The 23,898-nt window shown below is 52.9% G+C and carries 23 protein-coding genes and 1 other annotated feature; of the genes, 2 read left to right on the plus strand and 21 right to left on the minus strand.

The features are described 5' to 3' along the window. Window positions 1-13: 13 nt before the first annotated feature. Window positions 14-655, minus strand: a complete 642-nt coding sequence (locus AC0LWM_RS08585) for a nitroreductase family protein (RefSeq protein WP_474674492.1) — start codon at window positions 653-655, stop codon at window positions 14-16. Between the two features lie 171 nt (window positions 656-826). Between AC0LWM_RS08585 and AC0LWM_RS08590 the strand changes: the two genes are divergently transcribed. After that, window positions 827-1,237, plus strand: coding sequence for an Rrf2 family transcriptional regulator (locus tag AC0LWM_RS08590; RefSeq protein ID WP_474674493.1), 411 nt, complete (start codon window positions 827-829; stop codon window positions 1,235-1,237). 75 nt (window positions 1,238-1,312) lie between these two features. Here AC0LWM_RS08590 and pyrE read toward each other — a convergent pair whose 3' ends face one another. From pyrE to lspA, 10 genes are all read right to left on the minus strand, one after another. Then, window positions 1,313-1,963, minus strand: coding sequence for an orotate phosphoribosyltransferase (pyrE, locus tag AC0LWM_RS08595; protein WP_474674494.1), 651 nt, complete (start codon window positions 1,961-1,963; stop codon window positions 1,313-1,315). After that, entirely contained in the window at window positions 1,964-2,692 is a 729-nt protein-coding gene (gene pyrF / locus AC0LWM_RS08600) for an orotidine-5'-phosphate decarboxylase (protein ID WP_474674495.1), read from the minus strand. A gap of 439 nt (window positions 2,693-3,131) precedes the next feature. Next, on the minus strand, window positions 3,132-6,347 hold the full coding sequence (gene carB / locus AC0LWM_RS08605) for a carbamoyl-phosphate synthase large subunit (RefSeq protein ID WP_474674496.1): 3,216 nt from the start codon (window positions 6,345-6,347) through the stop codon (window positions 3,132-3,134). Beyond that, a complete protein-coding gene (locus AC0LWM_RS08610; protein ID WP_474674497.1) occupies window positions 6,340-7,503 on the minus strand; it encodes a carbamoyl phosphate synthase small subunit in 1,164 nt (387 codons plus the stop codon). Before AC0LWM_RS08610 ends, carB begins: the two co-directional genes overlap by 8 nt. 94 nt (window positions 7,504-7,597) lie before the next feature. Further along, window positions 7,598-8,884 (minus strand): dihydroorotase, encoded by a 1,287-nt coding sequence (locus tag AC0LWM_RS08615; RefSeq protein WP_474674498.1) that lies wholly within the window; start codon window positions 8,882-8,884, stop codon window positions 7,598-7,600. A 25-nt stretch (window positions 8,885-8,909) separates the two neighbouring features. Next, window positions 8,910-9,815: an aspartate carbamoyltransferase catalytic subunit gene (locus AC0LWM_RS08620; protein ID WP_474674499.1), complete on the minus strand. Its 906-nt coding sequence runs from the start codon at window positions 9,813-9,815 to the stop codon at window positions 8,910-8,912. Continuing rightward, window positions 9,812-10,405, minus strand: a complete 594-nt coding sequence (gene pyrR / locus AC0LWM_RS08625) for a bifunctional pyr operon transcriptional regulator/uracil phosphoribosyltransferase PyrR (RefSeq protein ID WP_474674500.1) — start codon at window positions 10,403-10,405, stop codon at window positions 9,812-9,814. The genes AC0LWM_RS08620 and pyrR overlap by 4 nt, the downstream gene beginning before the upstream one ends. 397 nt (window positions 10,406-10,802) lie before the next feature. After that, a complete protein-coding gene (locus AC0LWM_RS08630; protein WP_474674501.1) occupies window positions 10,803-12,053 on the minus strand; it encodes an LL-diaminopimelate aminotransferase in 1,251 nt (416 codons plus the stop codon). A gap of 334 nt (window positions 12,054-12,387) precedes the next feature. Then, window positions 12,388-13,338, minus strand: a complete 951-nt coding sequence (locus AC0LWM_RS08635; protein ID WP_474674502.1) for an RluA family pseudouridine synthase — start codon at window positions 13,336-13,338, stop codon at window positions 12,388-12,390. Continuing rightward, window positions 13,307-13,822, minus strand: coding sequence for a signal peptidase II (gene lspA / locus AC0LWM_RS08640; protein WP_474674503.1), 516 nt, complete (start codon window positions 13,820-13,822; stop codon window positions 13,307-13,309). Before lspA ends, AC0LWM_RS08635 begins: the two co-directional genes overlap by 32 nt. Window positions 13,823-14,042: 220 nt before the next feature. On the opposite strand from lspA, the gene AC0LWM_RS08645 reads away from it, so the two are divergent. Continuing rightward, window positions 14,043-14,771 (plus strand): TraR/DksA C4-type zinc finger protein, encoded by a 729-nt coding sequence (locus AC0LWM_RS08645; protein ID WP_474674504.1) that lies wholly within the window; start codon window positions 14,043-14,045, stop codon window positions 14,769-14,771. 21 nt (window positions 14,772-14,792) lie between these two features. On the opposite strand, the gene AC0LWM_RS08650 is transcribed toward AC0LWM_RS08645, so the two are convergent. The 10 genes from AC0LWM_RS08650 to sigG form a co-directional block, all read right to left on the minus strand. Next, the gene (locus tag AC0LWM_RS08650; protein WP_474674505.1) at window positions 14,793-15,119 is read right to left on the minus strand and encodes a DUF5665 domain-containing protein; all 327 of its coding nucleotides are present in this window, start codon (window positions 15,117-15,119) and stop codon (window positions 14,793-14,795) included. 233 nt (window positions 15,120-15,352) lie between these two features. Then, on the minus strand, window positions 15,353-18,442 hold the full coding sequence (gene ileS, locus AC0LWM_RS08655; RefSeq protein ID WP_474674506.1) for an isoleucine--tRNA ligase: 3,090 nt from the start codon (window positions 18,440-18,442) through the stop codon (window positions 15,353-15,355). A 48-nt stretch (window positions 18,443-18,490) separates the two neighbouring features. Then, window positions 18,491-18,746 (minus strand) — a binding site (T-box leader). Window positions 18,747-18,798: 52 nt separating this feature from the next. Next, window positions 18,799-19,272, minus strand: coding sequence for a DivIVA domain-containing protein (locus AC0LWM_RS08660; RefSeq protein WP_474674507.1), 474 nt, complete (start codon window positions 19,270-19,272; stop codon window positions 18,799-18,801). A gap of 158 nt (window positions 19,273-19,430) precedes the next feature. Then, window positions 19,431-20,213 carry a YlmH family RNA-binding protein gene (locus AC0LWM_RS08665; protein ID WP_474674508.1) on the minus strand — a complete coding sequence of 261 codons (783 nt, stop codon included), beginning with the start codon at window positions 20,211-20,213 and terminating at the stop codon, window positions 19,431-19,433. After that, entirely contained in the window at window positions 20,213-20,491 is a 279-nt protein-coding gene (locus AC0LWM_RS08670) for a YggT family protein (protein ID WP_474674509.1), read from the minus strand. Before AC0LWM_RS08670 ends, AC0LWM_RS08665 begins: the two co-directional genes overlap by 1 nt. Before the next feature lie 7 nt (window positions 20,492-20,498). Then, window positions 20,499-20,948 carry a cell division protein SepF gene (locus tag AC0LWM_RS08675; protein WP_474674510.1) on the minus strand — a complete coding sequence of 150 codons (450 nt, stop codon included), beginning with the start codon at window positions 20,946-20,948 and terminating at the stop codon, window positions 20,499-20,501. Then, entirely contained in the window at window positions 20,948-21,640 is a 693-nt protein-coding gene (locus AC0LWM_RS08680; RefSeq protein WP_474674511.1) for a YggS family pyridoxal phosphate-dependent enzyme, read from the minus strand. The genes AC0LWM_RS08675 and AC0LWM_RS08680 overlap by 1 nt, the downstream gene beginning before the upstream one ends. Before the next feature lie 7 nt (window positions 21,641-21,647). Further along, entirely contained in the window at window positions 21,648-22,499 is an 852-nt protein-coding gene (gene pgeF, locus AC0LWM_RS08685; protein ID WP_474674512.1) for a peptidoglycan editing factor PgeF, read from the minus strand. Between the two features lie 72 nt (window positions 22,500-22,571). Then, window positions 22,572-22,880, minus strand: coding sequence for a YlmC/YmxH family sporulation protein (locus tag AC0LWM_RS08690; RefSeq protein ID WP_474674513.1), 309 nt, complete (start codon window positions 22,878-22,880; stop codon window positions 22,572-22,574). 181 nt (window positions 22,881-23,061) lie between these two features. Then, window positions 23,062-23,844 carry an RNA polymerase sporulation sigma factor SigG gene (gene sigG, locus AC0LWM_RS08695; protein WP_474674514.1) on the minus strand — a complete coding sequence of 261 codons (783 nt, stop codon included), beginning with the start codon at window positions 23,842-23,844 and terminating at the stop codon, window positions 23,062-23,064. Between the last annotated feature and the right edge of the window lie 54 nt (window positions 23,845-23,898).

Genomic DNA, 23,898 nt, shown 5'->3' on the forward strand with positions numbered 1-23,898 from the left:
GATCTGAGATTTATTAAGCAAAAGTTTCTCTTACGACGGTTTGCTCCAGCCCGAGTCGTCCGGAAGGGCGCGATTCTCCTGTTGCTTTGCCGACCGAGATAAGCATTACCGGAATATATCGAGCAGGAATCCTGAACGCTTCGATCAATGGACCCGCTTGGAAGCCGCCCATCGGAACGCTGTCGTAGCCTTTGGCTTTCGCCGCCAGCATCAGTTGCATTGCGGCAAGCGATGCATTCAGGTACGCTTGATCGCGGCCATAGGTCGGCACCTTTTCGTATACTCCGTTGATCACCTGCACGATGTTGTTTTTCGCTTCCTCGGTCATTTTGCCGCTGGCAACCGATCCTGCAAAAACGGCCTCGGCATTTTTGTTCGCTTCGAGGTCACCCAAAATAACGATCGTTGCCGACGCGTCTTTGACTTGCTGCTGATTGTTGGCGATCGGCAGCAGCTTTTCCTTCTGCGCCTCCTCGGTTATAACGAGGAATTTCCAATGCTGCAAGTTCCAAGCCGATGGCGCCGCTCCGGCTGCCAGCAAGATTTCGTCCAGCTCTTGCTTCGGAATGACATGGCTTTTGTCATATTGGCGTACGGAATGACGCTCGAGCATCGTTTCAATCACGGTATGTTGTTCTTGGAGCTTTGTATTCATAAACCCGTCTCCTTTAACTGTAATATTATTTTTTACTGTTATCTGTAATAATAAATACTACAGTTGTGTTTTGTCAAGTGTAATTCTTTCATTACATTACCGCACCGTTGACAGGAATTACTGATAATTTTAATATTACAGATAAGATCAAACCGAAGAGGAGGCTGAAAAATGACAAGCGATTTTACGCTTGCGGTGCACTGTCTGATGCTGCTTGCACGCCATAATGAATGTTTGTTGACAAGCGAAAAAATAGCGGAAAGCGCTTCGGTCCATCCGGTTCGCGCGCGTAAAATGCTCGCTTTGCTTAAAAAAAGCGGCTATCTCGGATCCAAGGAAGGCACCGCCGGAGGATTTTACAAGACATTCGATCCGGACAAGGTAACCCTGGATGAATTGTATCAGCTCGTTGCTTCCGGCAGCCTGCAGCCGAAATGCCCGAAGGTTAATCCGGACTGCGTCTTTGGCGCCAATATTGAAAAAGTTCTGTATCAAGTGTTCAGCGAATCGGAGCAGCATTTATCCGCATTTCTGCGTGGCTTCACCATTAACAAACTGCTCGATATGGCGCAAAAAAAATAACCTTACATCACGCGTTGCCGATTGGGCCGTGCGTTTGATGTAAGGTTATTATTTTGCCCTGCAAAGCGGCGCCTGTTACTTGCCAAATTCCGTCGGATTGGCCCGCCACGATTGCAGAAGCTCCAAGTCCTCCGGTTGGATTTTGCCGAGTTCCGCAGCGACTTGAATTAGAGCCGTGTAATTGGAAAGCGTCGTAAGCGGAATGCTCGCTTCATGAAATGCTTGAGTCGCCTTATCCAGCTGATACGAGAAAATAGCCAATACTCCAAGGGTTTTCGCCCCCGCCTCGTTCACCGCTAATGCCGCTTTGATCGAGCTCCCCCCGGTCGAAATCAAATCCTCGATCACGACAACCTTCTGTCCCGGCTTCACGATGCCTTCGATGAGGTTTTCTTTGCCATGTCCTTTCGCTTTGTCGCGGATGTAGACCATCGGCAGGTTCAACTTCTGCGCGACCCATGCCGCATGCGGGATACCCGCCGTAGCGGTGCCGGCAATGACTTCGGCGTCAGGATAACGCTCGCGTACGAGCGCAGCAAATCCCTCTGCGATCATGTCGCGAATGTGCGGGAACGACATCGTCAGCCGATTGTCGCAATAAATCGGCGATTTGATGCCCGATGTCCACGTGAATGGCTGTTTCGGACGCAGCGCAACGGCTTCGATGGTCAGCAATTGTTTGGCGATTTCCGCCGGAAGTTGTTCTAAGGCGATGGAACGAGACATTTATTTCAGCTCCTTAAGTATAGTTTCAATGGCTTGTCTAGGATCGGCGGCTGCCGTAATCGGACGGCCGATCACAACATAGTCGGTGCCTTGAGCAAAAGCTTCACGCGGCGTCATGACCCGCGATTGATCGCCGATATCGGCTCCGGCCGGCCGGATGCCCGGCGTCACGGTTTGGAATTGCTCGCCGCAAGCGCTCTTGATGGCAACGACCTCGCGCGGCGAAGCGACCACCCCGTGAAGACCGGCTTGCTGCGCCAGCTTGGCGTACCGGATGACCGCGTCTTCCACCGAGCCGGGGATGCCGATCTGTTCGTTCAGCGTCAGCTGGCTCGTACTCGTCAACTGCGTTACGCCGATGACGACGGGTTTGTTCAAGCCGGAGGATGACGCCAGCGCATTTTCCACGCCTTCCATGGCTGCCTTCATCATGTCGAGCCCGCCTGCGGCATGAACGTTGAACATGTCGACGCCTAGCTTCGTCACGCTGTTCGCGCCGCCTTTGACGGTGTTCGGGATATCGTGCATTTTCAAATCGAGAAACACGCGATAGCCTTGTTCCTTCAAGCTAAGGACGAACTGCGGCCCAGCCGCGTAGAACAGCTGCATGCCGACCTTCATGTAACAGCCGATGCCTTTCAGCTGCGCGAGCAAATCCTTCGCTTCATCCGCCGTCGGATAGTCAAGCGCCACCATAATGCGGCTTTCCAGATCGATTCCAGTCGTCATGGGATTTCCTCCTAAAAGTTTTGGGCCATACTTCGAAAATAACTGGAAAAAGTGCAGTTATCCCTAGTTGGATATCGATATTGCGAGATTTAACTGGAAAACATGCATGTAAATGATTACGCTTGTTCGAAAACCGAATAATTTGGCAAAAATAACTACATGTTTTCCATTTAATGTGTCTTATATCGGCAAAATGAGCAAAAACAACTACATGAAATACAGTTATTCCATTTACTTAGACCTCTGTATCATTTGCTCTCACTAGCGAAGTCGTTGTATGGGTCGGGTCTGCGTACACTTTGTTTCCGAGCATGATTAGTTTAATATGTCATACTTTCGTTTTCGCTCGTTGTTCGTAGATCAGATCGCACGGAATGCGGGCGTTGAAAAAGGGATGGCGCCTGCGCTGCCGCACGCTCCCATCCCTTTCCATTTCAAATTATTGCAGCACCGGCATTGGACGCGAGGAGAAGTTGATTGTCTCCAGCATGTTAAGCAGCGCCCGCACCGTATCGAGCGACGTCATCACGACGACACCGTTCTCGACCGCTTCGCGGCGGATGCGGAATCCGTCGCGCTCCGGCGTTTTGCCCTTCGTCAGCGTGTTGACGACAAAGTGCGCTTCGCCGTTGCGGATCAGGTCAAGAATGTTCGGCGAGCCTTCGCTCAGCTTGTTCACGTGTGTCACGAACAGGCCGGCTTGCTCGAGCGCCTTCGCCGTTCCGCCCGTAGCGACGATTTTGTAGCCCAGGTTGTAGAACCCGCGAAGAATTTCGATCGCTTCTTCTTTGTCCTTGTCGGCCACCGTGGCAATAATCGCGCCGGTTGGCGGGATGCGCATGCCGGAGCCGATCAAGCCTTTGTACAAAGCTTTCGCGTATTGCTGGTCGCGGCCCATCACTTCGCCCGTCGATTTCATTTCCGGTCCAAGCGTTGGTTCTACGCGGCGCAGCTTCGCAAAGGAGAACACCGGCACTTTAACCGATACGTAATCCGATTCCGGCCACAAGCCGTCCACATAGCCGAGGTCGGCCAGCTTCACGCCCATGATCGCTTTCGTCGCCACGTTGGCCATCGGAATGTTCGTCACTTTGCTTAAGAACGGTACCGTACGAGACGAACGTGGGTTTACCTCGATGACGTACACTTGGTCTTGATGGATGACGAACTGGATGTTGACCAGACCGATGACTTTCAGTTCTTTTGCGATCTTGATCGTGATGTCGATAATTTGCGCTTTAATGTCATCCGACAGCGATTGCGGCGGATATACCGCGATCGAATCGCCGGAGTGAACACCTGCGCGTTCGATATGCTCCATGATGCCCGGAATCAGAACCGTCTCGCCGTCGCAGATGGCATCGACTTCCGCTTCCTTGCCTTGCATATAGCGGTCGATCAGAACCGGATGCTCCGGATTGATCTTCACCGCTTGCTCCATATAGCTGAGCAGGTCGTTGTCGGAGTATACGATTTCCATCGCACGGCCGCCAAGGACGTAAGACGGGCGTACGAGCACCGGGTAACCGAGCTTTGTTGCCGCGCCGATCGCTTCGCCGACCGAGGTGACCGTCGTGCCTTCCGGTTGCGCGATGTCAAGTTTGCGCAACAGCGCTTCGAACTTCTTGCGGTCTTCGGCCGCGTCGATGCTGTCAAGGCTGGAGCCTAGGATACGGACGCCGGCTTTCGTCAGCGGTGCAGCGAGGTTGATCGCCGTTTGGCCGCCGAATTGCACGATAACGCCGATCGGTTTCTCTTGCTCGATGACGTTCATGACGTCTTCGAAGAAAAGCGGCTCGAAGTAGAGTCGATCCGACGTATTGAAGTCGGTCGAAACCGTCTCCGGGTTGTTGTTGATAATAACCGCTTCGTAGCCTGCGTCTTGGATCGCCCATACGGCGTGTACCGTCGAATAGTCGAACTCGATCCCTTGTCCGATCCGGATCGGTCCGGAGCCCAAGACGACGACTTTTTGCTTGCTGCTCTCGGTTACTTCGTTTTCGGTTTCGTAAGTCGAATAGTAGTATGGCGTAGATGCTTCGAATTCAGCCGCACACGTGTCGACCATCTTGTAGACCGGCTTCAATCCGCGCTCAAGGCGCAGCTTGCGGACGTCGGCTTCCTGCGTATAAGCTCCGTTTGCGTTAGCCGCACGTCTCAGTTCGGCGATCGCACGGTCGGTGAAGCCCATCCGTTTCGCATCGTACAGCAGCTCATCCGTAAGCGGTGCATCTTGCTGAATTGTCGCTTCGAACGCGACGATCCGTTCGATTTTATCGAGGAACCACCAGTCGATGTTCGTCAAATCTTGAATTTGCTGCAGCGTGTAACCGCGGCGGAACGCCTCGGCGATCAGGAACAAACGCTCGTCGTCCGGCTTGATCAGACGCTGCTGCAGAACGGTATCCTCCAGCTTGTCGGCTTCTTTCAGGAACAGACGGTGGCAGCCAATTTCAAGTGAGCGGACCGCTTTATGAATCGATTCTTCGAACGTGCGGCCGATCGCCATCACTTCGCCGGTCGCTTTCATTTGCGTGCCCAGCTTGCGGTTCGCCGACGTAAACTTGTCGAACGGCCAACGCGGGATTTTCGTTACGATGTAGTCGAGCGTCGGCTCGAAGCAAGCGTACGTTTGCCCCGTAACCGGGTTGACGATTTCGTCCAGCGTGTAGCCGATGGCGATTTTGGCCGCCATCTTAGCGATCGGATAACCGGTCGCTTTGGAAGCAAGCGCCGAGGAGCGGCTTACGCGCGGGTTTACCTCGATGACATAATATTGGTAGCTATGCGGATCCAGCGCGAACTGAACGTTACAGCCGCCTTCAATGTTCAAGGCGCGAATGATTTTAAGCGACGCGGCGCGCAGCATTTGGTATTCGCGGTCGGACAGCGTTTGGCTAGGCGCTACGACGATACTGTCGCCGGTGTGCACGCCAACCGGGTCGAAGTTTTCCATGTTGCAGACAACGATGCAGTTATCGTTAGCGTCGCGCATGACTTCGTATTCGACTTCCTTCATGCCGGCGATGCTTTTTTCGATCAGACATTGGCCGATCGGGCTGTAGCGGATACCGGAAGCAACCGTCTCAAGCAATTCTTCCTCGTTCGCGCAAATGCCGCCGCCTGTTCCGCCGAGCGTGTACGCCGGACGAACGATGATCGGGTAGCCGATTTCGTTCGCGAAATTTACCGCTTCTTCAACCGTCGTGACGATGACGCTCTCCGGCACCGGCTGTTCCAGCTCGCGCATCAGGTCGCGGAACAAGTCGCGGTCTTCCGCTTTTTCGATTGCCGTCAACTGCGTTCCGAGCAGCTTCACGTTCTCGCGCTCCAGTACGCCTGCACGTGCAAGCGCAACGGCCATGTTCAGGCCCGTTTGGCCGCCAAGCGTCGGCAGCAAGCCGTCCGGACGCTCCTGGCGAATGATTTGCGTGACGAATTCGAGCGTGATCGGCTCGATATATACTTTGTCCGCCATGTTCGTGTCGGTCATGATCGTAGCCGGGTTGCTGTTGATCAGGACAACTTCCATGCATTCTTCTTTCAGCGCCTGGCAAGCTTGCGTGCCGGCATAGTCAAATTCCGCCGCCTGACCGATGACGATCGGGCCGGAACCGATAACGAGAATTTTTTTCAGCTCTTGATTTTTAGGCATTTTGCAGTTCTCCTTTCAACGCCGTCGCGGTTTGCGCTTTGTAAGCCGCGGAAATTTGCGCTTGACGAGGCTTCTGCGGATTGTTCTGTTTGTGTTCGCGAATCATATCGATAAATTGATCGAACAAGTACGTGGAATCGAATGGTCCCGGAGCCGCTTCCGGATGGTATTGCACCGTAAAGGCCGGATATTTTGCATGCTTCAAGCCTTCGATCGTCCGGTCGTTATTGTTGATGTGGGTCACGATCAGGTCCGTTCCCTCGATCGAATCTTCTTTGACCGTATAGCCATGGTTCTGGGATGTAATGTAGCAGCGGTTCGTCGCCAGCTCTTTGACCGGATGGTTGCCGCCGCGATGGCCGAACTTCAGCTTCTCCGTATCGGCGCCGCAAGCGAGCGCGAACAGCTGGTGGCCTAAGCAAATGCCGAAGATCGGGAATTCGCCGAGCAGTTCTCGAATCGTTTCGACGGCGTATGGCACGTCCTTCGGATCGCCAGGGCCGTTCGACAGCTGAATGCCGTCCGGATTAAGGCGGCGGATTTGGTCCGCAGTCGTGTCATGAGGGACGACCACAACGTCGCAGCCGCGTTTCGTCAAGTCGCGCAGAATGCCGCTTTTTGCGCCGTAGTCGATCAGGACGATCCGCTCTTTGCTGCCAGGGCTCGAAAAGATGCTTTTCGTCGATACGCGCGCCACTTGGTCGGTCATGAGCTGCGAAACGCCGAGCATTTCTTTTAGTTCGTCAACCGATTTATTGGAAGTCGTCAGGACTCCTTTCATCGTCCCGTGGTGACGCAGAATGCGCGTCAGCATCCGGGTGTCGATGTCGCTGATGCCGACGATGCCGTATTCTTTCAGTAAATTGTCGAGCGTATATTCCGTACGCCAGTTGCTTGGCACCACTTCGTGGCGGCGTACGACAAACCCGTGGATAAACGGCCGGACCGCCTCGAAATCATCCCGCGTAATGCCGTAGTTGCCTACGAGCGGGAACGTCATCGTTACGATTTGTCCGCAGTACGATGGGTCGGAAATAACCTCCTGATAGCCTGTAATGCCCGTGTTGAATACGACTTCCCCCGTCGACTCGCCTTCGCTGCCGAACGCCTTGCCCGTAAACAGCGTACCGTCTTCCAACAGTAGTCTCGCTTGCATCCCATTCACTCCTCTACTATAATAACAAGCCCTTAAAAGCTGAATATCTTCATACATCGCGGAATTTATGCTGTGTTTGCGTTTCGCCTGCCTCTTACGCCTGCCAAACGATGCGGCCATCCACCATCGTCAGCGTCGGCCAGCCTTGCAGCTTCCAGCCGGTGAACGGCGTGTTGCGCCCTTTCGTTTCGAACGTTTCCGGATCAACCGCTTGCTCCGTTTCGAGATCAACGATCGTCAGGTCCGCCGCCGCGCCCGCTTCCAGCTTGCCCCAAGGCAATCCGAACACGCGAGCAGGTTCCGAAGTCATCTTCTTCATGAGGAAATCAAGCGTCCATTTCCCTGTTTTGACGAAATGCGTGTACAGCAGCGGGAATGCCGTCTCGAAGCCAACGATGCCGAACGGCGCGAGCTGCAGTCCTTTTGCTTTCTCTTCTTGCGAGTGCGGCGCGTGGTCTGTCACGATCATGTCGATCGTGCCGTCGACGAGCCCGTCGATGACCGCTTGAACGTCGCGCGGCGTGCGCAGCGGCGGGTTCATCTTCCAGTTCGCGTCCATCGTATCCGGCATATCCTCGTCGGATAAGAGCAGATGATGTGGACAAACCTCCGCCGTTACGCGAATGCCGAGCTGCTTCGCCATCCGAATCAAGCGAACCGACTGCTCCGTGCTGACGTGGCATACGTGATAGTGCACGCCCGTCGCTTCCGCGAGCAGAATGTCCCGTCCGACATGAATCGCTTCCGATTCGTTCGGGATGCCCTTAAGTCCGTGCTTCTTCGAAAAAGCGCCCTCGGTCACCGCCGCGCCCACGACAAGGCTATCGTCCTCGCAGTGCGCGATGACCGGCATGCCAAGCGATTGCGCAAGCTTCATCGCGTCCTTCATCATTTGCGCGTTTTGCACGCCGACGCCGTCGTCCGTAAAGCCGATCGCTCCGGCTTCCTTCAGCGCCCCGAAGTCCGTCAGCTCGCGGCCGAGCTCGTTTTTCGTGATCGCCGCATACGGCAGGACACGAACGGCGCCTTCGCTTTGCGCCTTGTCCAGGATGAAACGGACCGTTTCCGCCGTGTCGGTGACCGGCCGCGTGTTCGGCATGCAGGCGATTGCCGTGAAGCCGCCTTTCGCCGCGGAGCGAGTGCCCGTTGCGATCGTTTCCTTATGCTCGAAGCCCGGCTCGCGCAGATGCACGTGCATATCGATGAAGCCTGCCGATACAAGCTTGCCCGCAGCATCGATCACTTCGGCGCTTCCCGTATCGGGAGCGGCGCCTTCCGCGTCAACGATGGACGCGATCGCTTGTCCGTCGATTTTGATATGCTTTCGTGCTAACGTGCCATCTTCGTTCAATACGCTTCCGTTCAATATCCAAGTTGCCATTGTATATCCTCCTGAACCGCCTGATTTATACTAATGCCCGTTCGATAACCGCCATGCGGATCGGGACGCCGTTTTGCATTTGCGGGAAAATGCGGGATTTCTCATGCTCGACGAGCGCGTCGTCGATTTCGACGTTCCGGTTCACCGGAGCCGGGTGCATGATGATCGCATGAGGCTTCATGCGGCTTGCCCGCTCCTCGGTCAGCCCGTAGCGCTCGCGGTAGTCTTCCGCCGATTTCAGCATGCCGGCTTCGTGGCGTTCCAGCTGCACGCGCAGCATCATGACCACGTCCGCCTGCAGCGCTTCTTCCATCGTCACCGTTGCCGCGTAATCGGCCAGCTCCGGCGCCTGCATGTTCGCCGGCGCGCAGAAGCTTACGTTTGCGCCGAATTTGCGCAGCGCCCACAGGTTTGAGCGCGCAACGCGGCTGTGCAGGATGTCGCCGACGATCGCAACGTTCAGCCCGCGCAAATCGCCGAATTGCTTGCGCATCGTGTACAAATCGAGCAGCGCCTGTGTCGGATGCTCGTTGTTGCCGTCGCCCGCGTTGATGAGCGGGATGCGGATTTTCTCCGCCAGCTGGGCGAGCACGCCGATCGGCTTCAGCCGGATGACGCCTGCGTCGATGCCCATCGATTCCAGCGTGCGAACCGTATCGTAGATCGACTCGCCTTTTTCGACGCTGGACGCGGCTGCCGAGAAGTTCAGCACCTCCGAGCCGAGCCTTTTTTCGGCGACCTCGAAGGAAAACCGCGTTCTTGTGCTATTTTCAAAAAACATATTCGCCACGAACTTGCCGTTCAGCAGGTTCGTCACCTTTTCCGTTTGCCGCTCCCAGTAGGAAGCCCGTTCAAGTAGCGCTTCGATCTCCGATGCGCTCAAATCTTTCAGTCCAAGCAGGCTTCTTGATGCCACTTGTGTCGCTGTCATCCTGTAAGCCCCCTTTGGTGTATAATCGTCACTTGGTCCTCGCCGTCAATTTCCGACAGGGAAACTTGAATTTGCTCTTGCTTCGAAGTCGGGAGGTTCTTCCCGACAAAATCCGGACGGATCGGCAGCTCGCGATGTCCCCGGTCAACCAGCACGGCCAGTTGGATGCGTTGAGGCCGTCCGTGATCCATGATGGCGTCCATCGCCGCCCGAATCGTACGCCCTGTGTACAAGACGTCGTCGAACAGGATGATCCGTTTGTCCCGCAGCGGAAAATCGATGCCGCTAATTCCTCCTGCTCTCGCCGGTTTCACGGCTTGCTCGCCGTTCCCTTCTTCATCCTTGTTGCTTTTTAAGTCGTCGCGGTAAGATGTAACGTCCAGCTCTGCGATCGGAATCTCGGCTGATTCGATTTCCCGGATCAGCTCCGCGATCCGCCGCGCGAGAAAAATCCCTCTCGTTCGTATGCCGACCAATACGCAATCTTCGATGCCTTTATTCTTTTCTAAGATTTCGTGGGCAATTCGAGTAAGCGCCCGGCGAATTGCGGTTTCATCCATCAAAATGCGGTGTTCTTCATGACCTTCCATCCGATGCTTAAGCCTCCTTCGCATTCGATACGTCCATCGGCTCCCGAGAAGCAAAAAACTCCTTGCCGCTAGAGGCAAGGAGTTTACGCGCGCGTAGGCAGAAAAACCGCACGGGTGTCCAAAGTCGGCTTATGCAGCGCATAATTCGACATTTGTTGCACGGACAACCGCAGTTTTCCATAAACGTTAACCTTGCCAGCCTCACGGGACTGATTTTAAAGGTTCTTATGATCATTAGAATTATCCCACGTTCGACAAAAGAAGTCAACCCAACTTTTCAATCAACTTGCCCGAACGTGCTTCCTTAACGATAAACGGCTAGCGCCTTCCTCGTTGGCGACGTTTACCGAGAAAAAACCGCCCCTACCTTCAAACGGCAAGAGCGGCTGAACTTCATTTAAAATTCGAACTGCACGTCCGTCAGGCGGCGTTTGATTTCGTTGATCACCCGTTTCTCGTCTTCCTCGCCGTTTGCAATGAACGTAACCGAGAATCGAACGAATTTGCCCGCATCGTCCCAAGGCACCGTCGATATGAGCTTCTCGCGAATGAGGTACTGCGAGAAATCTTCCGCGGTTTCGAAGCGTTGTCCGCCGGCAATGCCTTTTGGCGCCTCCACGTACAGGAAGAAGGAGCCTTTTGGCTTTTCGGCTTTGAAGCCGATCTCGTTCAGCGCGGCGACGAGCATGTTGTGGCGGCGGGAATATTTTTCGGCGATTTTTTCCGTAATTTGCGGATTGTCCAGCCCGTAAGCAGCCGCTTTCTGAATGGCGATAAATTGCCCGGAATCGTTGTTGTCCTTCACGTCGCTGAATGCGCGGACGATGAGCGGGTTGCCGGCGACAAATCCGATCCGCCAGCCGGTCATGTTGTACGACTTGGACAAGGAATGCAGCTCGACGCCGACTTCCTTCGCCCCTGGAACGGAGAGGAAGCTGAGCGGCTTCAAGCCGTCGTAAGTGAGCGCCGCATACGGAGCGTCATGAACGACGACAATATCGTGCTTCTTCGCAAAGGCTACGACTTTTTCGAAAAATTCGACTGTAGCGCTTGCCCCGGTAGGGTTATTCGGGTAGTTCAAGTACAGCAGCTTCGCCCGTTTGCAGATCTCTTCCGGAATCGCGTCCAGGTTCGGCAGAAAATTGTTTTCTTTGGTCAGCTGAACGTTGTGCACTTCGCCGCCTAAGTATTTCGTATGCGTGCCGAGAACGGGGTAGCCCGGAACCGTCATAATCGTTACGTCGCCGGGATTGATGAAGCAGGACGGGAGCATCGCAAGCGCCGGCTTGGAGCCGATCGAATGGACCACTTCCGTATCCGGATCGATGCCTTCTACGCGGAATACGTTTTTCAAATAAGCCGCTGCCGCAACCTTGAATTCACGGATCCCGTTATCCGCATAACCGCGGTTTTCCGGTTTGGCCGCTTCCTCCGCCAGCTTGGCGACGATTCCCGCGTCCGCCATCTCGTCCGGCTCGCCTACGCCGAGGTCCAGCAGCTCCACATCGGGATAAGCTTGCTTGGCGGCCGCTTTGGCCCGTTTGATTTTTTCGAATTTATAAATCGCTGTCCCTTTGCCGTAATTCGCTCCGCCGATCCGCTCGGCGAAAAGCTGTTGAATGTATGTTTCTTGGCTCACTTGGCTCATATGCAGTTTGCAGCTCCTTCGGAATGATCGCTTTTTTCTTTTTACTATGAATGTTTTTTTCATAGATAGGAATGGATTTTGTATCGAATCATTTGTACTATTTTATCGTTCCGTCGGCGTCGTTTATGACAATCGTTTGATCTTTTTCGAAGGAAAACATAACGTCTTTCATAACAATGGTCCCTGTTTTATCATTTGCATCGAATGTCGTTTGGATCACGACTGGAATTTTCCAGTCGGACAACCGTTTCAGCGCGTTCCGGGAAAACAAAAAACCTTACCCAAATTTATCAAATTTGAATAAGGTTCCATATTCAAAACATAAAGCCTAATCTTATCTCGACCGCAGCGTCTCGAGCAGCATTCTCAAATCGTCCGGCAGCGGAGCCTCGAACTCCAAATATTCGCCCGTGCGCGGATGCTCGAAGCCTAGTACGGCGGCATGCAGCGCCTGCCCGTCCATGCGTACCCCTTTGCTTCGTCCGTACATCGGATCGCCGACGAGCGGGTGGCCGATGAACTTCATATGAACGCGAATTTGATGCGTTCTCCCGGTCTCAAGCTTCAGCTCCACGACCGTATAATCGCCAAGCCTTTCGATCACGAGAAAATGGGTGACGGCATGCTTGCTGTTTTTGTCCTTGACCGTATACATTTTGCGATCGTGCGGATCCCGGCCGATCGGCGCGTCGATCGTACCGTGATCGTGGTCGATATTGCCGTGAACGAGGGCGATATATTTGCGCGTAACGGAATGTTCCTTGAGCTGCGCGGCAAGCGAGTTATGCGCAAGATCGTTTTTCGCGGCCATCAGCAGGCCGGACGTATCCTTGTCGATCCGATGCACGATGCCCGGGCGCATGACGCCGTTAATGCCGGACAAGTCCCGGCAATGAAACATGAGCGCATTCACCAGCGTGCCGGTGTGATGGCCGACTGCCGGGTGAACGACCATGCCGCGAGGTTTATTCACGACGATCACGTCGCTGTCTTCGTAAACGACATCCAGCGGAATATCCTCCGCCACGATGTCCAGGTCCGTCGGCTCCGGCACGATTAACTTGACGATATCGTCAGCCGCCAGCTTGTAGTTCGCTTTTACCGGCTGTTCGTTGACCGACACCGCGCCTTCTTTGATCCATTGTTGAATTTGCGACCGGGAAACATCCTCGCCAAGCGACTCGGAGATGAATTTATCGATCCGTTCTTTGGATTGATCGGCAGAAATCGTCCATTCGTATTCTTGCTCTTCGTTAGTTACCTTGTTGTTGTTGTTGAGTGTCATTCTCGACGGCTCCTTGCTTTTCTTTTCTCCAGCCGATCAAGGCATCGAGGAATATGAGGGCGACACCGACGACAATGCCCGAATCCGCTACGTTGAAAATCGGGAACGTGTACGGATAACCCCCGAAATTAAAGTTAAACTGGAAAAAATCGACCACTTCGCCATGCAATGCGCGATCGAGGAAATTTCCTAAAGCCCCTCCCAGGACAAGGCTTAAAGCAAACGGAAGCAGCTTGCGCTTCGATTTAAGCAGTGATTGCAAATACCAGATGATCCCGACGACTACAACGGTCGTGATGATAATAAAAAACCAGCGCTGATTTTCCAAAATGCCGAATGCCGCTCCCTTGTTCCGATGGGAAGTCAATTGAAAAAATTCGCCAATGACATTATGCGTTTCGTGAAGCTTATAGTTCGTCGCAATGAGCCATTTGGTCGCTTGGTCGATCAAAAATACGATGAAGGCGATCACATAATAAATCAATATAGGTACCCTCCGTGAATTCGTTTATGCTTCAAGGCGTCTTAGCTCTTCTAACACATCTTTCGCCATTGTAGCACAGTGTTCCAAAGCTCGTCCAACCGCTGGCTCTCTTATGCGATTGCATGAAACCGGCCGGATCTCCGCAATTTTCCTCATGTAAAAATCACTCTTCCGGTGAAAGCTAATTCCAAGCTTCCCCTGAAAGGAGACGGACAACTCGATGTCTCACTTGACTTCACAGCAAATCGATACGCTGCGGCATAACCTGCTGAAGGAAAAAGCCGAGCTCGAACGGTCGCTTAGCGGCAATAATAATTACGGTTTATCCACTCCGATGAATACTTCTGTCGGCGAATTATCGGGTTATGACAATCATCCTGGCGATTTGGCTACGGAAATGTACGATCGCGGCAAGGACATTGCCTTAAATGAACATACGGAGCATCATGTCATTGATATTGAAGCGGCGCTTGCCCGAATGGATTCCGGCGAATACGGCGTTTGCGCCGTATGCGGAAAATCGATTCCGTACGAAAGGCTTGAGGCCGTTCCGACGACCATGTATTGCTTCGACCATGTGCCGGACCGCGATGTTTCCGACCGCAGACCTGCCGAGGAGCGATTCCTCAAACCTCCATTCGGCCGTACCAGCTTTGACGGCAACGACGGAGAGACGGAATTCGACGGCGAAGACGCCTGGCAAGCCGTCGAGAAGTGGGGTACTTCCAATACGCCGGCGATGGCGGAATCGGCCAATGTGGAAGACTACAACGATATGTATACCGAAGCCGAAGAGCCTGACGGCTATGTCGAGCCGATCGAAAGCTTCTTGGCCACCGATCTGTACGGCAATAACGTGACGGTCGTACGCAATAGGGCATATCACGAATATATGGCGAACAATGAGGGCGAGCCGCTGCTCGAGCCCGATCCTTATAAGGATGAATAAATTCGAATGCGGCCAATTCGCTTAATAAGTGCGCCCTTCCAACTGGGTTTGAACAACTCGTACGATATCGGCGATGTAATCCCCGATGATCGGAAGGTTTAAAGCGCCGAGTGCACGCAAAGCGTATAAGATCGTTGTCGTAAATACCGTAAACCCGATTGCGATCCCTACGCCGCGGGCAGACCCTGCCCACAAATTGGACCAGAACAGCTTCCTCGGACTATTGAGCAACTGCACATAATCGGCCACTTGAGCCTTTTCCAGATCAAGCGCAATTTTTTTCACCTGTTCGTTAAGCTCATGTACAGTCTTTGCCAGCAAATTCGGGTCGTCTTGCTTATTGGACATCCGACTCCCCCGCTTCCGTAAGTAATAATCTGTTCCATCAAGGATAAACGGCAAGCCCCGTCCTGACGGTGCGTCGTTTACCGAGAAATATAAGCCAAGTACAGAGTGAAACTTATACTTTCTTATATTTTCAAAAAGGGGAGGGACGAAATCGTCCCTCTCTTGTTTATGCTCGCTATAGTTATTACCGTTTCCTGTTACTGCCATACGAAAACGCAGTTCTACGCAGCGTTTTACGCTTCGATCCACAAACCAATCGTTTTATCGCCTGCCGCTACGGTTTCCATTTCGTCATGACGTCCGAACGAAACGTTAAGCACGAGTACGTTCTCGCGCAGCACATGATCGAATGCCGCAATCGCTTCTTGAAGCTGCTGATCGACGTCCAACACGAGGTTCACCCGTTTTTCGATCGGCAGATCGAGCTTTTTGCGGTGGTCCTGAATCGCGCGGATCACTTCGCGCACAAGTCCTTCTTGCTCCAGCTCCGGCGTAATCTCCGTATTTAGCGCTACGGTGACGCCGTATCCCGAAGCCGATGCAAAACCATGCTTCGCTTGTTTTTCCACAAGCAGCTCTTCCACTAACACGGTCAGCTTCTCTCCATCTTCGGCTGTGAACTCCAGCGTACCGCTATCTACGACCGCTTTAGCTTCGGATGCCGACATCGAACGGAGCAGATTTTGGATCGGTCCGACGTTTTTGCCGTATTTTTTGCCGGCAACCTTCAGGTTCAGCTTGAGCGAGAAGTCGACGAAGCCGCTATCGCTCGTTTCGATCCGGATCGCTTTGACATTGATCTCGTCTTTGATGATGTCTTCATACCCGGCCAAATCAAACTCGCGGTCCAGCGATACGATCAGCTCGGATAACGGCTGACGGGTTTTGATGCCCGTTTCGTTGCGGATATTGCGCGCAAGCTCTACGATTTGCCGCGCTGTTTCCATGTCGCGCTCGAGCGCAGAGTCAATAGCCGCTTCATTGGCATTCGGATAATCGGCAAGATGCACGCTTTCTCCGCCGCCAAGATTCTCGTATAAGTCTTCCGCCACAAACGGCATGAACGGCGCAATGAGCTTCGAGAGCGTGAGCAGCACGTTCCGCAGCGTTTGATACGCGGATACTTTATCCGCAGTCATCTCGCTTCCCCAGAAACGGTCGCGGGAACGGCGGATATACCAATTGCTCATCTCGTCGACGAACGTTTCGATCGCTTTGGCCGGGTTGAGGAAATCGTTCACCGCGAGCCCTTTTTTCACTTCGATGATGAGACTGTTCAAGCGGGAAACGATCCAACGGTCGAGCTTGTTCTCGGAAACCGTTTCAGGATATGCCGCATGGTCGTATTTATCGATGGTCGCATAAAGCGCATAAAATGCATGTGTATTAACGATCGTATCGACAACCTTCGATTTCGCCTCCGAAACGATTTGCTTCGAGAACCGCTTGCTGTTCCATGGCGCGCTGTCAGCCAGCAAGGCCCAGCGGAACGCGTCCGTGCCGAATTCGCCTATGATTTCCCACGGATCGATGACGTTCCCTTTGCTCTTGGACATTTTTTGGCCATTTTCGTCAAGGATGTGCCCCGTCGCGAGCACCGCCTTATACGGCGCTTTGCCGTTATACAAGGTCGAAACGGCCAGCAAGCTGAAGAACCAGCCGCGCGTTTGGTCGATCCCTTCGCAGATAATGTCGGCCGGATATTGCTCCTTGAACGTTTCCTCGTTTTCGAACGGAACGTGATATTGGGCAAACGGCATCGAACCGCTGTCGAACCAAACGTCGATCACTTCCGGCGTGCGGTCCATGATGCCCGCGCACTTCGGACATTTGAGGTGTACGTCGTCCACGTACGGCTTATGCAGCTCCAGCTCCGGCGTAATCGGCTCCACCGACATCTCGCGCAGTTCGGCATGGCTGCCCGGCGCATGCTCCTCACCGCATTCGCGGCAAACCCAAACGTTAAGCGGCGTGCCCCAATAACGGTTGCGGCTAATGTTCCAGTCGACGAGCTCCTCCAGGAACTTGCCGAAGCGTCCTTCGCGAATGTGGCCCGGATACCAGTCCACTTCGTTATTGTTTGCGATCAGTTGGTCTTTGACCGCGGTAGTCTTGATGAACCAGCTCTCCATCGCGTAGTAGAGCAGCGGCGATTTGCAGCGCCAGCAGAACGGATAGCTGTGCTCGTACTTTTCCTTGGAATAAAGCAAGCCGCGCTCGGACAAGTTTTTGACGATATCGACGTCACAGTCCTTGACGAATCTGCCTGCAAAATCGGTTACTTCGTCCGTATAGCGTCCGGCCGAGTTCACGACGTTCAGCATGCTGATGCCGTGCTGGCGCGATACACGGTAGTCGTCTTCGCCATGGGCCGGCGCGATGTGCACGATGCCCGTACCGCTCGAGTCGCTGACGAATTCGCCGTCGATGACGATATGTCCGCGCTCTACCGCTACGTAAGGGAACGGTGGCGTATAAGTCAGGCCAACCAGGTCGGAGCCTTTGACCGTGCCTACGATTTCGTAGTCACCTTTCATGACCTTTTCCACCAAGTTGGAAGCTACGATGTAGACGCCGTCTTCTTGCTTCACTTTGGCGTATTCGATAGTGCGGTTAACGGCAAGCGCTACGTTAGACGGAAGCGTCCACGGCGTCGTCGTCCACGCGAGGATCGATTCACCCGTTTCCTTTAGTTTGAATTTTACCGTCGCCGACAAATCTTTGACATCTTCATAGCCTTGAGCGACTTCGTGCGAGCTGAGCGTCGTTTGGCAGCAAGGGCAATACGGGCTGACCCGGTGTCCGCGATAGAGCAAGCCCTTCTTGTGAATCGTGGACAAAATGTGCCATACGCTTTCGATGTATTCGTTTTTCAGCGTAATGTATGGATCGTTCATATCGGTCCAGTAGGCGATCGCTTCCGTCAGCTCGCGCCATTGGCGCTCGTATTCGAACACGCTGTCCTTGCACTTCTCGACGAATTGCTCGACGCCGTATTTCTCGATCTCTTGCTTGCCGGAGATGCCGAGCTGTTTCTCTACGCCGAGTTCAACCGGCAATCCGTGCGTATCCCAGCCCGCCTTGCGGATAACCTTGTGACCTGCCATCGTCTGATAACGGCAGATGAAATCTTTGATGACCCGTCCGAGTACATGCCCGATATGCGGCGCTCCGTTTGCCGTCGGCGGTCCTTCATAAAATACGAAGCTCGGCTTGCCTTCCCGGTTTTCGACCGATTTGCGGAATGTATCCTGCTCTTTCCATTGCTGCAGCACGCGCAGCTCGCGTGTCCTTGCTTTTTCTTTGACATCGATTCTTCTCATGGCCAGCTTCCTTTCTGAAATAAGTAAAAACAAAAAAATCCCGTCCCTCAAAGGGACGAGATGAACTCGCGTTACCACCCTACTTCCGCGACAACACCATAACACGGCATCATGCGGCTCTTTCGTCAGCGTACCAACATACGCTGTTCCTGAATAACGGTGGACTTCCGTCAAAGCTTACTGCAAGTTCGGCTTTGCTTCTCGGAGATGATTTTCGGCAATGACCTGAACGTCGGCTTTCAGCGAGGCGCCAACTCTCTGGGGAACAGGGGCAATGCGTACTTGTTCTCTTCATCGAATTTGGGAATGCGATATAATTATTATATTTATATTACTTTCGCGGGAAAAAGTCAAACCTATTCCAAACGAGCGACTTCTAACGAATCCCAGCTGTCTTGGTTCAGCATCTCCAGCTGCGCTTCGAGCAACGTGCGGAAGCGTGCGCGATAAATGACGGCCTGCTTCTTCAGCTCTTCGACTTCGAGCGCGACTTTGCGGGATTTCGTAAGCGATTCGTTGATGATGCGGTCGGCGTTTTTCTCCGCTTCTTTAATGATCAGCTGCGCTTCTTTTTTCGAATTGTTCTTCACTTCATCGGCAGCTTCCTGAGCGACGATGATCGTTTTGCTCAGCGTTTCTTCAATATTCGAAAAATGGTTTAATTTTTCTTCGAGCATCGCAATGTGATTTTGCAATTCCTTATTTTCGCGAATTAACACTTCGTAATCTTTAATGACTTGATCTAAAAATTCGTTGACTTCATCTTCGTCGTACCCGCGCAAACGTCTGCCGAATTCCTTATTGTGTATGTCTAGTGGCGTTAGCGGCATGGTGCACCTCCTGATCTTTCTTCGAATATCGTATCTTTCGACAGAAACCGCCCGAATTCCTGCAACCGAAAACCAATTTTTCACACAAAATTACCCCACAGAGTGGGGCTTGGCTTCATGTTGCTTCGGATACTTTCCGGAGACCGAGAATTAACACGTCAAACAAACTTCCCTAATTTAATTCGAATTCGGCCGCTTTTTGTCGCATCGCCGACTTCAATCACTTTAAAACGCCCGAATCCTTGCATCGACACGATGTCGCCGCTCCTCAAAGGTTTAGCCGGATTATCCTCTACCTTCCAGTTCACCCGGCATTTGCCTGCTTTGATCGGCGTCAATATTTTGGCTCGGCTCAGCCGGAATACGTCGCTTGCAATCCCGTCCAGACGCAATGAAGCCACCGTTACGTTCAGCTCGTCCAACTGCTGGGATGACGTTTGCAGCATGTCAAGCGGCAAAACCTCCGTTAGAACGTGAACGCGGTGCACTTGTCGCAGCTCCGTATCGAGAAAAGGAAGGATGTCCGTCGACGCGAGGCAATGACAGCCGTTCTCCAGGACGTGGATGTCGCCGATTTTATCGCGTTTGATCCCAAGGCCGAGAATAGCCCCCATATAATCGCCATGATCGAGCGATTCCAGCTTGCGGTCGATCGACGTAATCGACAAAACGCCGATGTCCATCGGCTCGTCCTCCAAAAAGCGATAGTCCGGCGCAATGATCGCCCGTTTCCGTTCCGCTTTCGCATATCCGCCATCGAGTCTCAGCCCAACATTGGCGCTGCGATTTACGAGGGATGAAACGATATACGCTTGCCGCGGATCAAGAAAATCGGTCAACCGCGTTTCATGCCGTTCGCCGGCCCGTATTACCCATTCCCACGCCCGATCGACAAACGGGCGTTCATCGGGATGAAAATGCTCGTAGATTTCCGCGGACATTACAGGAACCACCCGTAAACATATAGGACAACGGTTTTCAGTCCCATCGTAACGAACTGCAGTGCGATTAACGCGACAACCGGGGAGATGTCGAGGACACCGCCGATCGCCGGAATAATTTTACGGAACGGAGATAAATACGGCTCCACCAGTTTGCCCAAAATTTCTCCAATAAAGCTTTCTCTTGCATTCGGAAGCCAAGAAAGCAAAACATAAGCGATAATCATATAAAAATAAATGTTCGCGAGCGTATCGATAAAACCTACGATTTGCGCCAAAATGCCGTCACCTCGTTCTAGTATAGTCTGTTTCGGCAGCTAAAATTTCCGTTATCGTGCCTTGGATTTCGACGTTCTCCGGCGTGCATAGGAAAATATTGGCGCCGATTTTGGAAATGGTCCCGCTTAACGAGTACACCGTCCCGCTTAGAAAATCGACGATACGAATGGCCTGATCGTTGCGCACGCGCTGCAAATTAACGACGACGGAGCGGCGGGACCGCAAATGGTCCGCGATCTCCTGCGCCTCCTCGTACGATCTCGGCTCGCTTAATACGACCTTCGAGCTCTTCTGCGAATGGATGCTCACTACATTATTCGGATTGTGTTTAAGATTTCTACGTTGCTCGAGCTCGTTGGTTTCAGGTTCATCGGCATGAGCGACCGTTTCGCGCTCTACGACTTCCTCTTCTTCCTGCAATCCGAGAAATGACATGAATTTATTCATAACTCCCATCATTTACCCTCCTCTTTGCCGACCAATATCGTTCCAAGCCGTATCCACGTTGCTCCTTCTTCAATGGCAACCTCAAAATCGTTCGACATGCCCATCGATAAGCCGTTAACCGGCTCGCTTAGGATCGATTGGGCATTCAATTCATCCCGCAATTGCCGAAGTCCGCGGAATACAGGCCTTGTCTGCTCCGCTTCCGCCTCAAAAGGCGCCATCGTCATAAGCCCGACGATATTCAACGAGCGCAAACCGCGAATGGACCGGGCAAAATCAAAGAGCTCCTCCGGCTCCAAGCCGTTCTTCGACTGTTCGCCCGAAACGTTGACTTGAATAAAGCAGTTGACCGTTTCGCCGAGCGTCGAAGCCCGTTTATCTAGTTCCTGGGCCAGGGACAACCGATCCAGGGAGTGGAAGTAGCTGAACTTTCCGACAACTTCTTTCACTTTGTTCGTTTGCAGCGTTCCTAGGAAATGCCATATGCCCTGCGATCCGAGCTGTATCCATTTTTCTTTGGCATCCTGCCAGCGGTTTTCGCCGATATGGTTCAAACCGTGCCCTATGGCGGACGCCGCCGTTTCTACCGATACGTATTTCGTAACCGCGACGATGTTAACATCCTCCCGCGGCCGTCCGCTCCGTTTGCAAGCCTGGAGTACTCTAGCCTCCACCTGCCGTATCCGTTCATCCAAACTCAAACGGGTTTCACCTCTTTTCGAATCCGATCCAGCTGACCATCCTTCCCGTTGCGCCTTGTTCCTTGCGATGAGAGAAGAACAGATCCGTATGACAACTTGTACACCACTCTGAACATTCGATGTTCATCGGCAAAATTCCTGCTTTTATCATAATGTGTCGGTTGATTTCTTTCAAGTCTAGCATGTATTTGCCGTTACCCAGCGACGAATAGGCTTTTTTCGCTTCCTCGGCATCGGCCTGCTGCCCGTAAATCGGCTTTACGCGTTCCATGACTTTTTCGTCTACCTCATAGCAGCAAACTCCGATGGAAGGTCCAATACCTGCCAGTATGTCCTCCGGCCGGCATTCGTATGTATGCTGCATCGCTTTGACCGTTTCGGCGGCGATTTCCATGACGGTCCCTTTCCAGCCCGCATGAGCCAGTCCGATTGCACGTTTGACCGGATCGACGAAATATAATGGGACACAGTCGGCATAAAAAGCGGTCAGCCATATGCCCGGCTCGTTCGTGATGAGGCTGTCCGCCGATTGAATCGCCGATTCACGCGATAGCCTTCCCGCTCCGCGTTCGTTGTTCGTTACGATATGAACCCGATTGCCGTGCACCTGCTCCGCGCAAGTCCAAGACTCGAACGGCAAGCTAAGCTCCTCGGCGATCAACTCGCGATTACGGATAACGTCCGCTTCGCGATCCCGCACATGCAGCGCGCAATTCAACGAGTTCCACTCGCCTTTGCTTGTTCCCCCATGGCGTGTCGAGAATCCTGCCGATAATCCCGGTATTTGGTTCATCCAATCTTGCAACTTCAATAGTTGCGGCTCTTCGCCGCGCTGCTGCTCTCTCACAAATGGTTCCATCCAATCCACCTCCATACCAGTTTACCAAGAAGCGCGGCAAATAAAAAGCTGCCCTTTCGGCAGCTTAGGCGACTAGTTCCTGTAGTTTTTCGTGTTGGCGTATTCTTGGGGCGGCGCGTCGAGCTCCTCCTGACCGCGATACATTCTCGTATCCTCCAGCTTGACCAGAACGACGTCCGCTCCGATTTTAACGATATTGCGCCATGGAATGACAACATCCGTCCCGCTGTTGAAAAAGCCGAAAAACTTGCCGTTGCTCGGCACGACGATGGAATCGATCCTCCCTTGCCGCAGGTCCAGATCCAAATCGCTGACCTGGCCGAGTTTTTTGCCGTCCACAATATTGATGACATCCTTCGATTGGAAATCCGATATTTTCACGATTTCATCACCACAAATCTGAAGTATTGTCGGTACAAACGACTATATTTAAATATATGTTGTACATCCGTAAAATGTCCTCGGCGGACAAAAAAGGACATGCTTCGCACAGCTTGTCTACGCAAAAATACAGCCTTATCCGCTGAAGCGGCAGGCTGTATTCGTCCGAATTCAAGAAGTTTTATGACTTGACGTGCTTTTGCATCTGGTTGATCGCCGATTTTTCAAGGCGGGATACTTGCGCCTGCGAAATGCCGATTTCGTCGGCGACTTCCATTTGGGTTTTCCCTTCGAAAAAACGCATCGATAAAATCATTTTTTCCCGCTCGTTCAGCTTTCGCATCGCTTCCCGCAACGCGATCTCTTCGATCCACGTAATATCCTTGTTTTTATCGTCGCTGATTTGGTCCATCACATAAATCGGATCGCCGCCATCGTGATAGATCGGCTCGAACAAGGAGACCGGGTCCTGGATCGCGTCGAGAGCGAATACGACGTCCTCCTTCGGCACGTTCAGCGCCTCCGATATTTCGTAGATCGTCGGTTCCCTGCTGTTCTTGTTCGTCAAGCTGTCTCGAACCTGAAGCGCCTTGTAGGCAATGTCGCGCAAGGAACGAGACACCCGGATCGGATTGTTGTCCCGCAAATAGCGGCGAATTTCGCCTATGATCATCGGCACCGCGTACGTCGAAAATTTGACGTTTTGACTTAAATCGAAGTTATCGATCGCCTTCATAAGGCCGATGCAGCCGACTTGAAACAGGTCGTCCACGTATTCTCCGCGATTGTTGAACCGTTGTATGACACTCAAGACAAGCCTTAAATTGCCGTTGACTAACTTCTCTCGAGCCGCTCGTTCATTGTTGCTTTGCAGCGCGACGAACAGCTCGCGCATTTCGGCATTGGTCAGAACAGGCAGTTTCGCGGTGTCTACACCACAAATCTCGACTTTATTGCGTGTCATTGTGACTACCCCCCAAGGAGAAACATTAATGTTAATTATCTCCGAGGCGGGTCA

This window comes from Paenibacillus sp. sgz302148 (assembly GCF_056120465.1).